This is a genomic window from Streptomyces platensis, from assembly GCF_008704855.1.
Lineage (GTDB): Bacteria > Actinomycetota > Actinomycetes > Streptomycetales > Streptomycetaceae > Streptomyces > Streptomyces platensis.
Genome location: NZ_CP023691.1, coordinates 1741042 through 1753419, shown reverse-complemented (window position 1 = coordinate 1753419; position 12378 = coordinate 1741042). Strand labels below are relative to the sequence as shown.

The 12378-nt window shown below is 74.2% G+C and carries 8 protein-coding genes; 7 read left to right on the top strand and 1 reads right to left on the bottom strand.

Annotated features, from left to right (window positions below; genetic code table 11):
* Positions 1-54 precede the first annotated feature (54 nt).
* From CP981_RS07475 to CP981_RS07450, 6 genes are all read left to right on the top strand, one after another.
* The gene (locus tag CP981_RS07475; RefSeq protein ID WP_085925963.1) at positions 55-912 is read left to right on the top strand and encodes a MetQ/NlpA family ABC transporter substrate-binding protein; all 858 of its coding nucleotides are present in this window, start codon (positions 55-57) and stop codon (positions 910-912) included.
* 312 nt (positions 913-1224) lie between these two features.
* On the top strand, positions 1225-1860 hold the full coding sequence (locus CP981_RS07470) for a GNAT family N-acetyltransferase (protein ID WP_085925964.1): 636 nt from the start codon (positions 1225-1227) through the stop codon (positions 1858-1860).
* Between the two features lie 154 nt (positions 1861-2014).
* Positions 2015-3235, top strand: a complete 1221-nt coding sequence (gene cbiE, locus CP981_RS07465; RefSeq protein ID WP_085925965.1) for a precorrin-6y C5,15-methyltransferase (decarboxylating) subunit CbiE — start codon at positions 2015-2017, stop codon at positions 3233-3235.
* Between the two features lie 235 nt (positions 3236-3470).
* Positions 3471-7718 (top strand): nicotinate-nucleotide--dimethylbenzimidazole phosphoribosyltransferase, encoded by a 4248-nt coding sequence (gene cobT, locus CP981_RS07460; protein WP_085925966.1) that lies wholly within the window; start codon positions 3471-3473, stop codon positions 7716-7718.
* 160 nt (positions 7719-7878) lie between these two features.
* On the top strand, positions 7879-9111 hold the full coding sequence (gene cobA, locus CP981_RS07455) for a uroporphyrinogen-III C-methyltransferase (protein ID WP_085925967.1): 1233 nt from the start codon (positions 7879-7881) through the stop codon (positions 9109-9111).
* A 54-nt stretch (positions 9112-9165) separates the two neighbouring features.
* Complete coding sequence (locus tag CP981_RS07450; RefSeq protein ID WP_085925968.1) at positions 9166-9981, top strand: TrmH family RNA methyltransferase; 816 nt, start codon at positions 9166-9168, stop codon at positions 9979-9981.
* Between the two features lie 183 nt (positions 9982-10164).
* Here CP981_RS07450 and CP981_RS07445 read toward each other — a convergent pair whose 3' ends face one another.
* Positions 10165-11508, bottom strand: coding sequence for a serine/threonine-protein kinase (locus CP981_RS07445; protein ID WP_085925969.1), 1344 nt, complete (start codon positions 11506-11508; stop codon positions 10165-10167).
* A 613-nt stretch (positions 11509-12121) separates the two neighbouring features.
* Between CP981_RS07445 and CP981_RS07440 the strand changes: the two genes are divergently transcribed.
* Entirely contained in the window at positions 12122-12331 is a 210-nt protein-coding gene (locus CP981_RS07440) for a hypothetical protein (protein ID WP_085925993.1), read from the top strand.
* Positions 12332-12378: the final 47 nt, after the last annotated feature.

Here is a 12378-nt window from a genome sequence, read left to right as displayed (position 1 = left end):
CGGGCGGACCTCACGCGGAACCCTCGCGTGTGACACAAGAAAGAGGCACTCTTCGTGCGCAACACCCTCAAGATCACCGCAGCCGTCGCCGCCGCCTCCGCCGTCGCCCTCGGCGCGAGCGCCTGCTCGGCCCCCTCCGACACCACCGCCAGCAGCGACAAGGGCGACAAGAACGCCCCCCTCGTCGTCGCCGCGAGCCCCGCCCCGCACGCCGCCATCCTCGACTTCGTCAAGAACAAGCTGGCGGACAAGGAGGGCCTCAAGCTGGTCGTCAAGCCGTTCAACGACTACAAGATCCCGAACAAGGTCACCGACGACGGCCAGGTCGACGCCAACTTCTTCCAGCACAAGCCGTTCCTCGACACCTTCAACAAGGAGAACGGCACGCACATCGTGCCCGTCCAGAACGTGCTCATCGAGCCGCTCGGCGTCTACTCCAAGAAGATCGACAAGCTCTCGGAGCTCAAGGCCGGCAGCACCGTCTCGGTCCCGAACGACCCCTCCAACGAGGGCCGGGCGCTCAAGCTGCTCGCCGACAACGGCGTGATCACCCTCAAGCCCGGTGTCGGCTCCGACGCCAAGCTGACCGACGTCAAGGACGACAAGGGCGTCAAGATCACCGAGCTGGAGGCCGCACAGACCGCGCCGCGTATCGACGACGTCGACGCCGCGATCATCAACGGCAACTTCGCCATCGGCGCGCACCTCAAGCCCTCCAAGGACGCGCTGGCCCTGGAGAAGACGAAGGACAACCCCTACGCCAACTTCCTCGCCGTCAAGAAGGGCAACGAGAACGACCCGCGGGTCAAGAAGCTGGCCAAGCTCCTGAACTCCCCCGAGGTCAAGAAGTTCATCGAGGACAAGTACAAGGACGGCTCGGTCATCCCGGCCTTCGGCCCGGCCAAGAGCTGACGGTTGCCGACGGCCAGGAGCTGACGGCCGCCTGGCCGGCCCGTATTTTCCCCGCAGCCCACCCCCCTTCGGGGGGTGGGCGGGTGTAGACACGCAGTCGCCCGCGCGCAGGTCACCGGAAGGCGTCCGTCCGCACGGGCGGCCCGCAGGCCCCGGACGCGCCCGGCGCGCGCCCGGGGCCCACGCACGTGCACACCCGTACGCCCATGCTGCATGCTGGTGCACTCAAGACGGTCAAGACGGCCCGTGACCTCGCGGTCTCACAGCCCGCGACGGTCCGGACACCACAGTCAACGGCGTGGGAGCAGCGGTATGACATCCACCTTTCCGGACACCTCGATCAGCACGGACCGGTTGGTGCTGCGCCCCTTCGAGGAGGCCGATGTGCCGTCCCTCGCCGCGATGATGAACGACGAGCTGGTCGCCGCCTGGACCGCGATACCCCAGCCGTACACCGAGGACGCCGCGCGCCGCTGGACCACCGAGAGCGCCCGCGCGGAGCGGACGGCGGGCCACGGGATCGATTTCGCGGTCACCGAGTTCCTCACCCAGCGCCTGGTCGGCGTGGTCCAACTGCGCAACACCGACTGGCGGATCCGTTCCAGCGAGATCAGCTACGTCGTCGCCTCCTGGGCCCGTGGTGAGGGGTATGCCTCCGAGGCCTCGCTCGCCGTCGCCCACTGGCTCTTCCACGACCGGAAGTTCGAACGCATCGAGCTGCGCACCGCCGCCGGCAACACCGCCTCCCAGCAGGTCGCCCAGAAGATCGGCTGCATCAGCGAGGGCGTGCTGCGCAACGCCTTCATAGCCCGCAGCCGCACCGAGGACGGCGGCTGGACGGACATCCGGACCGATCTGATCGTGTGGAGCCTGCTGCCCGAGGACCTCGAAGGCGTCCCCGGCCGCCTGGCGGATGCGAACGGATTCAGCTACCCCGAGTGGAACTGACCACGCCCGCACTCAGGTCCGTACCGCACGGGGTAGTCTCGGCCTGCCGCGCCTCTGCGCGACCAGCGCGGAACAGCGCACCACCACCGGCCGGCGGCCGCCCTGTCTGCCGCCCCGCCCGCGTAACCACAGCAGCCCCAGGAGACTGACGAGCATGGCCGACCGGGTCACGGTGATCGGATGGGACGGCTCTCCACTGACCGCCGCAGCCCGCGCCGCGCTCGGCGCCGCCACGCTGGTGGCCGGCGCCGCCCACCACCTCGCCCTTCCCGAAGTGCCGCCGAACGCCGAACGGATCCGGCTCGGCAGTGTGACCCTGGCCGCCCGCCGTATCGCCCAGCACCGCGGCACCGCCGTGGTGCTCGCCGACGGCGACCCCGGTTTCTTCGGTGTCGTCCGCACCCTGCGGGCCCCCGAGCACGGCCTGGAAGTGGAAGTGGTCCCGGCCGTCTCCTCCGTCGCGGCCGCCTTCGCGCAGGCCGGCATGCCCTGGGACGACGCCCAGGTCGTGGTCGCCCACAGCCGCGATCTGCGCCGCGCGGTGAATGTCTGCCGCGCTCACACCAAGGTCGCGGTGCTCACCTCGCCCGGCGCCGGCCCCGCCGAACTCGCTCTGCTGCTCGGCGGCGTCCACCGCACCTTCGTCATCTGCGAGGAACTGGGCACCGAACGCGAGCAGGTGACCGTCCTCACCTCCGACAAGGCCGCCGACCATGTCTGGCGTGACCCCAATGTCGTCATTGTCATCGGCGGTTCGCCCGCCGGTGCCGCGGCGCAGGGCACCGGCTGGATCGCCGGTCACGAGGTAGGCCACCCGACGGGCCCGCGCGGCTGGGGACTTCCGGCGAGCGCTTACGGCGGCGCCCTGGGCGAGGGTGAGTCCGTCCAGCTGCGCACCGCGCAACTCGCCCGTCTCGGGCCGCAGGTGGGCGACCTGGTCTGGGACATCGGCGCGGGCAGCGGCGCCGCCGCGGTGGAGACCGCGCGCTTCGGCGCCGCCGTCATCGCGGTCGACGCCGACCCGGACGCCTGCGCACGCACTACCGCCCTCGCCCGCCGGCACGGTGTCCAACTCCAGGTCGTGCGCGGCCGGGCACCGCAGATCCTGGAGGACCTGCCCGAGCCCGACGTGATCCGGGTCGGCGGCGGGGGAGCGGACGTGCTCACCGCCTGCGCGGCCCGCCGTCCCGAACGGATCGTCACCCACGCGGCCACCCGCGACGAGGCCGAATCGCTCGGCCGGGCGCTGGCCGACGGCGGCTACGAAGTCGAGTGCGCACTGCTCCAGTCCGTGGACCTGGACACATCCGTCTGGGTCGAACGCGAGCGGTCCGTGGTGTTTCTTCTCAGCGGGTATCGCGTTCCTCACCCGTGACCAGCACGGCAACCCGCGCGAGGTAGGCTGGCGGATCGTTGCGCCGCCGTTCCGCATTCGGCTTCGTACGCCAATATCCGGAAAATGCTGTGGTTTTGGCCGAATATGAAGCTCTGGAGAGCGGACGTGCCGCGAGGCGTGCTCGCTCGTTCTAGCTATCGGGCGTCGGCGCGCCCCGGTCGAGCGCGTCGCACGAGCGGTTGGAAGGAGCACTACCAATGGGCGAGGGGTACGCATGACCGACACCGGCCAGGTCCCGGGCGAGGGACAGCCGGAGAACGCAGGCGGACATCCCGGGCAGCCGCAACCGGCGGCCGCTCCCTCCCCTGCCGACGCCGGACCGACGGAGCAGCCAGGCATGGTGCCGACTCCGGGCGAATACCCCTACCTCGGCCAGGCCGATGGCGCGGTCGCGGACGACGATCTGCTGATGCCGGGCGCCCAGGGCGCCTGGAGCGAGCAGCCCGCGCACCAGCCGCTCCCGCAGCCGCAGGACACCCTCCACGGTGCGGCCCCCCAGGGCGCCCCCTTCGACGCGGCCGCCCAGGGGACCACCGGCTACGAGCCGATGCCCGCCCCGACCGGCGACCACGAGAGCGGCGGCCGGGACTCCGGTTCCGTCGACCTCGGCGCCGTCCGCATCCCCCAGCCCGCGGCCCCGCAGCCGGACCGGGCCCGCGCGGCAGCCCCCGCCACGCCCCCGCGCCGCCCGCTGCACATGGGCCCGCCGGTTCCCGACCCGACCGGCGGCGTGGTCCGTTCGCTCGCCGACCGCGGACCGGCCGAGGTGCCCGCACCCCCCGCCGCACGGCACGCCGGGCCCCCCACGGGCGGCCCCGAATACTTCGACGCCCCGGCCCCGGCCACGCCCGACGTGCCCGGCCCGGCGGCCGACGCCCGGACCGCCGCCGACCTGCCGTACGCCGAGCAGCCCCCCGGGGAGGTGGCGGCGGCCGAGCAGCCCTTCGCCGCGCCCTCGTACGGTGAGCAGTCCTACGGCGGGCAGTTGAACGCCGAGCAGACCTACGGCGCAGCGGGCCAGGGCCCGTTGCCCGGCCCGCAGCTCGGCGAGATCCCGTCCCAGGTGCCGCAGTGGAACGACGCTGCCGCCCAGGCCCCCGCGGCCCCGCTTGCAGAAACGGTCGCCCCCGAGGCGCCCGTCGCCCCCGCCGAGGCCGTACAGCCCGCCCCGCAGGACGCGGCGCTGCCCGTCGAACAGGCGATGCCGCTGCCGGTCGAGAACGGCGGGCAGACCGGGGATGGCGCGCAGGTTGAGGACGGCGCTCCCGTCGCCGCTCCCACCGCCGAGGCCGGGCAGGAGGCGCAGGCCGAGGTGCCGATGGCGCCGCAGGACGGTGCTGCGGACGCGGTGCCGGATGCGGTTGCGCCCGGTCAGGAGGGAATGGCTGTGGCGGAGGGCGCTGTAGTGGAGGGCGCCGCGCCGGACGCTGTCACGGCGGATGTTCCCGCTGCGGACGGCGCCGTTGCGGACGTCCCTGTGCAGGATGTCGCCGCTGTGGACGCCGCTGTACAGGGGGCCGCCGCTGCGGATGCGCCTGTTCACGAGGCCGCCGCGCCGGATGCCTCCGTGCCGGACGCGCCCGCGCCCGACGCCCCCGTGCAGGACGCCCCCGGCCAGGCCCCCGCCCCGGATGCCCAGCAGCCCGAGGATGTCGCCGCCGAGGCTCCCCAGCAGCCCGCCGACCAGGACGTGCCCGCCGAGCCCGAGGCACATGCACCGGCACAGGCCGCCGAGGCTTCGGCCCCGGCGCAGCCGACCGACGCCCCGGCCCCGTCCGAAGCGCCGGGCCAGGCCACGGCACCCGTAGCGGACCAGCCGGCGGCCGACGCCCCGGCCGAGGCCCCGCAGGCACCGCAGACCGAGCAGAACGCCGAGCAGACCCCCGAACAGCCCGAGGCCGCCGCCGAGCCCGTCGCCACCGAGACCGCCGCCGAGGCCCAGCCGGACGCCGCCGCCGTCGAGCCCCAGCCGGACCCCGCGGCCGCCACCCCCGCCGAAGCCGCCCCGGTCACCCCGGACCAGGCCACCCCGGCCGACACCGCCGCCGACGCCCCGGTCGCCGAGCCCGTCGCCCCGACGTCCGACACCGCCCCCCAGGGCCCCGTCGACCAGCCCGCGACGGACGACGGTATGCCCCAGGAGCAGGCCGTCATAGAGCCGTCCGAGGCACCGCAGCCGGCCGCCGAACAGCCGCAGCCCGGCGCCCCCATGGACGCCGCGGGGCAGCAGACCACCCAGGAGCCCGCCCCGGAGGCCGCGATGCAGGACGCGGGCGCCCCCGCCGAGCAGCAGCCCGCAGTGGCCGCCCCGGCCGCCGCCGACAACCCCGCCGAGCCGACCGCCCCCGCGGCCGAGGCGACCCCCGGCGAGCCCGCCGAGGACGCCGCGCCCGCAGCCGCCGCCGAGCTCGCAGAGGCCACGCCCGACGCCCCCGCCGAGCCGCTCGCCGAAGCCCGGCCCGTCAGCGTCCACATCCCGGCCCAGGCGTCCGGCGAGCACACCCCCGTCGACGCCCTGGCCCCGCAGACCGCGGCCCCCGCCGACGAGCCCGCCCCCGACGCCGAGCCCACCGCCGACGCCGACGGGACGCCCCAGCAGCAGGACGCCGCCGCACTCGTCCAGCTCGGCGAGGACGAGGACGAGGGCGAAGGCGAAGGCGGCGACCAGCCGCAGGCTGCCGACCAGCAGAGCCCGGCCGCTACGTCCGACGTCGCCGACGGCCTGCTGTCACCGGCCGCCGGGTACGACGACTCCGAGCGCGCCGCCGTCCACCGCGTGATCCGCGAACGCCGCGACATCCGCAACGGCTTCCGCAGCGACCCGATCCCCAACGATGTGCTGCTGCGCGTCCTGGAGGCCGCCCACACCGCCCCCAGCGTCGGCCACTCCCAGCCCTGGGACTTCGTGGTCATCCGCTCGGCCGAGACCCGCGAGAAGATGCACCAGCTCGCGATGGCGCAGCGCGAGGCGTACGCCAAGTCGCTGCCCAAGGCGCGCGCCAAGCAGTTCCGCGAGCTGAAGATCGAGGCGATCCTCGAAACGCCGGTGAACATCGTCGTCACCGCCGACTCCACCCGCGGCGGCCGGCACACCCTCGGCCGCCACACCCAGCCGCAGATGGCCCCGTACTCCTCCGCGCTCGCGGTCGAGAACCTCTGGCTCGCCGCCCGTGCCGAGGGCCTGGGTGTGGGCTGGGTCAGCTTCTTCGACGAGCGGGAGATGGTCCGCGAACTGGACCTGCCCGAGCACCTCGAAGTCGTCGCCTACCTGTGCATCGGCTACGTCGACGAATTCCCGGAGGATCCCGAGCTGCTCCAGGCCGGCTGGTCCAAGCGCCGTCCGCTGTCCTGGGTCGTCCACGAGGAGACCTACGGCCGCCGCGCGCTGCCCGGCGAGAGCCCGCACAACCTCCTCCAGGAGACCCTTCAGGGCATCCGCCCGCTGGACGCCAAGGCGCTGGGCGAGGCCTGGGAGCGGCAGAAGCGGATGACCAAGCCCGCCGGGGCGCTGGGCATGCTGGAGATCATCTCCGCGCAGCTGTCCGGACTGTCCCGCAAGTGCCCGCCGCCCATCCCGGAGCCGGCCGCCGTCGCGATCTTCGCCGGTGACCACGGTGTGCACGCCCAGGGCGTGACCCCCTGGCCCCAGGAGGTCACCGGCCAGATGGTCGCCAACTTCCTGGGCGGCGGCGCGGTCTGCAACGCCTTCGCCAACCAGGTCGGCGCCGAGGTCTGTGTCGTGGACGTCGGTGTGGCGGGCGATCTCCCCGCCACCCCCGGCCTGCTGCCGCGCAAGGTCCGCGCCGGCACCGCCGACTTCACGGCGGGCCCGGCGATGACCCAGGAGGACGTGCTCAAGGCCATCGAGGTCGGCATCGACACCGCCCGTGACCTCGTCGCGGCCGGCAACAAGGCGCTGCTCACGGGCGAGATGGGCATCGCCAACACCACCACCTCCGCCGCACTGATCGCCGTCTACACCGGCGTCGACCCGGTCGAGGTCACCGGCCGCGGCACCGGCATCAACGACGAGACGCACGCCCGCAAGGTCGATGTGGTCCGCCGCGCCCTGGAGCTCCACCAGCCCGACCCGGCCGACCCCATCGGCGTCCTCGCCGCGATCGGCGGCCTGGAGCACGCCGCCCTCGTCGGCCTGATCCTCGGCGGCGCCTCGCTGCGTACGCCGATGATCCTCGACGGGGTCAGCGCCGGCGCCGCCGCCCTGGTGGCCCGCGCCATCGCCCCCGAGGCGCTGGCCGCCTGCATCGCCGGCCACCGCAGCGCCGAACCCGGCCATGTCGCGGCCCTGAACAAGCTGGGCCTGCGCCCGCTCGTCGACCTCGATCTGCGCCTCGGCGAGGGCACCGGCGCCCTGCTCGCCCTCCCCGTGGTGCAGAGCGCCGCCCGCGCCATGCACGAGGTAGCCACCTTCGACTCCGCCGGAGTGACGGAGAAGACCTGATCAGGCCCTGACCTCCGCATGACCCCCGGCCCGCAGCCCCATAGGCTGTGGGCCGGGGCCGTACCGCCACCCCGGGCCGTCCCCTTACCAGCCGCTCCAGAGCCGCAGCGGCTGCGCCGGTCGCCGAACCCGCATCATCCGCACAAGGAGCCGTACCGCCATGGCTGAGCACGTCGCCGAACACGCTGCCTACCCCGTCGGACTGCGGCTGTCCGGCCGCCGGGTGGTTGTCCTGGGCGCCGGACAGGTCGCCCAGCGCCGGCTCCCGTCCCTCGTCGCCGCCGGCGCCGATGTCCTGCTGATCTCCCCGTCCGCCACCCCGTCCGTCGAGGCGATGGCCGACGCCGGCGAGGTCCGCTGGGAGCGCCGCCGCTACCAGGACGGCGACCTCGACGGCGCCTGGTACGCGCTGATCTCCACCGACGACCCGGAGGCCAACGCCGCCGCGTCCCAGGAGGCCGAGGACCGCCGGGTGTGGTGCGTACGCTCCGACGACGCCGAGGCGGCCACCGCCTGGACCCCGGCCACCGGCCGCAGCGAGGGCGTCACCGTCGCCGTGCTCACCGGCCGCGACCCGCGCCGCTCCGCCGCCGTACGTGACGCGATCGTCGAGGGCCTCCGGGACGGCAGCCTCGCCGCCCCGCACCACCGCCGCCCGCACACCCCGGGCGTCTCCCTGGTCGGCGGCGGCCCCGGCGACCCGGACCTGATCACCGTCCGCGGCCGCCGGCTGCTCGCCGAGGCCGACGTGGTGATCGCCGACCGCCTCGGCCCCCGCGACCTGCTCGCCGAACTGCCGCCGCATGTCGAGGTCATCGACGCCGCGAAGATCCCCTACGGCCGCTTCATGGCCCAGGAGGCCATCAACAACGCGCTGATCGAGCACGCCAAGGCCGGTAAGGCCGTGGTCCGGCTCAAGGGCGGCGACCCGTTCGTCTTCGGCCGCGGCATGGAGGAGGCCCAGGCGCTCGCCGAGGCCGGTATCCCCTGCACGGTCGTCCCCGGCATCTCCAGCACCATCTCGGTACCCGGCGCCGCCGGTATCCCCGTCACCCACCGCGGCGTCGCCCACGAGTTCACCGTCGTCAGCGGCCATGTCGCCCCCGACGACGAGCGCTCGCTGGTCGACTGGCCCTCGCTGGCCAAGCTGCGCGGCACCCTCGTCGTCCTGATGGGCGTGGAGAACAGCGGCGCCATCGCCGCCAAGCTCATCGCACACGGCCGCCCCGCCGACACCCCCGCTGCCGTCATCCAGGAGGGGACCACCGCGGCCCAGCGCCGCGTCGACGCCACCCTCGCGACCCTCGGCGAGACGGTACGGGCCGAGGGCGTCCGCCCCCCGGCGGTCATCGTCATCGGCGAGGTCGTCGCCGTCGCCCCTACCCTCAGGTAACCGATCCCCCGACGCGGCATTGGCACCCCGACACCGACAAGGCACTATCTCCCCGTGGCAGAAATCATCACCGTCGACGACCCGGACGACCCGAGGCTGGCCGACTACACCGGCCTGACCGACGTCGAGCTGCGGCGCCGGCGCGAGCCCGCGGAAGGGCTCTTCATCGCCGAGGGCGAGAAGGTCATCCGGCGCGCCCGGCACGCCGGTTACGCGATGCGCTCCATGCTGCTCTCGGCCAAGTGGGTCGACGTGATGCGCGATGTCATCGACGAGGTCCCGGCCCCGGTCTACGCCGTCAGCCCGGCCCTCGCCGAGCGGGTGACGGGCTATCACGTGCACCGCGGCGCGCTGGCCTCCATGCAGCGCAAGCCACTGCCCGCGGCCACCGATCTCCTCGCCGGAACCCGCCGCATCGTGGTCATGGAAGCGGTCAACGACCACACCAACATCGGAGCGATCTTCCGCAGCGCGGCGGCCCTGGGCATGGACGCGGTGCTGCTCTCCCCGGACTGCGCCGATCCGCTCTACCGCCGCTCGGTGAAGGTCTCCATGGGCGCGGTGTTCTCCGTGCCGTACGCCCGACTGGAGAGCTGGCCCCGGGACCTGGCCGCCGTACGGGAGGCGGGCTTCAAGCTGCTCGCCCTCACCCCGGCCGAGAAGGCCACCGCCATCGACGAGGCCGCCCCGCACAGCCTGGAGCGCGCCGCGCTGATGCTGGGCGCCGAGGGCGACGGCCTGAGCACCGGCGCCCTGCGGGCCGCCGACGAATGGGTCCGCATCCCGATGGCGCACGGCGTGGACTCCCTCAACGTCGGCGCGGCCGCCGCGGTCGCCTTCTACGCGGTGGCCACCGGCCGCCCGGCTTAGCGCCTGGGGCGCAGGGCCGCGGCCCCTGCCCCTCGAACCACCGGACGGGCCTTGCCCCGGCGGGCGGCGCCCCCTCGGCGGCCCGCCGCAACAGCCTCCTCGTCGGCCTCCGCAACAGCATCCGGGGGCGGGAATACCCTCCCGCCCCCACCCGTTGAGGCCCGCAAGGGGCGCCCGCACCCCCTAGGGGACCCGTTCCCCCACCCCGTAAGGCCCCGACATTCCCACCCCGGCGGCCGCCGAAGCGGACCGGTCCGCCCCGAGTCCGCGAGCCGGCCCCTGGCACCCCTGGGCGGCCGCGATGCCGAGCGCCACCAGCAGCGTCACCACCACGAACACGATGACGCGCTGGCGCAGCAGCCGGCGGTCGGGGCCCGGCCGGCGCCCGCCGGAGGTCGTACGCACCGGGGTACGTGAACCGTTTCGCCCCGTGGGCCGCGCGGCCGGGACCCGTCGCCCGTTGCGCCCGCCGGTCCGCGGATTCTTCCCCGCGGCCGAGGCAGGACCGGCCGGCCGGGCCGCCGCGTCCCGCGGGACCGGCGGACGGGAGGGGTGCGGACGCGGCGAGGAGCTGCCCGCCGTCCGGCGCTCGGTGCGCTGGCGCGCGTACTCCTCGGCCCGCTGCCCGGTCGGCCGCTCCGAGGTCCGACGCTCCCAACCGGCGCCGGCACCGGGCCCGTTCTCCAGCGGCCCGCCCGACAGCCCGTGCGCCTCACGGGCCGCGATCTCCTTGAGCCGCAGCGACAGCGACAGCGTGCTGGGACGGTCCGCCGGGTCCTTGGCCAGGCACGAGGCGAGCAGCGGCGCCAGTGCGTCCGGCACCCCGCCGAGGTGCGCCTCCTCGTGGACCACGCGGTAGAGCATGACCTCCGAACTGCCCTGCCCGAAGGGGGAGTCCGCGGTGCAGGCGTACGCGAGGGTGGCGCCCAGCGCGAAGATGTCCGTCGCCGGGGTCACCGCGGCCCCGCGCACCTGCTCCGGCGCCAGGAAGCCCGGTGAGCCGACGGCCGTACCGACATGGGTCAGGGTGCTGGCGCCGGTCGCCCAGGCGATACCGAAGTCGATGATCCGCGGGCCCTTGGGCGACAGCAGAATGTTGGACGGCTTCAGATCGCGGTGCACCACGCCCGCGTCATGGACGGCCAGCAGCCCCTCGGACAGCGCGGCGCCGATGGAGGCGACCTCCGCCGGGGACAGCGGTCCCTCCTCGTTGACCTTGTCGTGCAGCGAGGGCCCCGGGACGTACTGGGTGGCGAACCAGGGGCGCTCCGCGTCGAGATCGGCCGCGACCAGCCGGGCCGTACAGCCGCCGCGGATCCGCCGGGCGGCGGAGACCTCTCGGGCGAACCGCGAGCGGAATTCCTGATCCTCCGCCAGGTCCGGCCGGATCACCTTGAGCGCCACCCGCTGCCCGCGCTTGTCCGAGCCGAGGTAGACCACACCCATCCCGCCCGCGCCGAGCCGGCGGTGCAGCCGGAACGTCCCGACGACACGCGGGTCCTCGCGTCGGAGCCGCATCATCGCCATGTCCGTCCCCTACCTGCGGTGGGGAGCCCCCTCCGCTGCCAACCGTCTGACGTGGCACAGCTTACGGATTGACGGCTCGCTGTGCTGAGAGGCCGCGCATGCGTCGGCCGGTGGATTGACCGGGGCCACCTGCGGTCCCCGGGGTGCGTGAGCGCTTCTTCCCGGCGGGCGGCCCGGTATCCCACGCGCGATCCCAATGATCCGCTGCGGAAGGGGGATTGGCGGGATGTAGCGGGATCGGGCCGGGTTGGTGACGGATGCGGGGGATACGGCCGGAGTGCGGGATGGGGCGGCGGGCCGGGTGCGGTGGGAGGGCGGGACCACCGTGCGCGGGGGAGTGGCCGGAGTGAGCGAGGTCACCCTCAGGAGTGCCCGGGACGGTCCGTCCGACGGTCCCCCCCTCGGGGATGTCCCCAGGTGCTGGACGTGTTTCTCCACCCAGAGGAGTACACGGGACGCGGTGAGGTCATCCTCCTGGAGGCCGCCCATTCGATACGACGGCATGACGCCTGCGGCCGCCCGCTTGCCTAGGGTGGTTTTCAAGCGGCGGGTGGTGCACTCGTCCCCCGAGGTCAGACGCCCGCCGCCCCAGAAACACGACGGGAGCGGGACGATGGCGCAGACCTCCGGGTGGAGGGTCCTTCGGGCGCAGGGGCGCAGAGTCCCCGCGGCGCTCGCGGGCCGGCAGCCCGCCGGTACCCGCCATCCCCTCGTCGCGGTGGCCATGGTGCTGCCGCTGGCGATCGTTCTCGCCGTGGTCTTCGGCGGCTGGGAAGCCGTGCTGACACAGGCGTCGTCCGTGGCCGGAATGCTGGGGCGCTGAACGTAGCGCCCCGGTCCCGGGAGAGCGGCCCGGGACGGGGGACATCC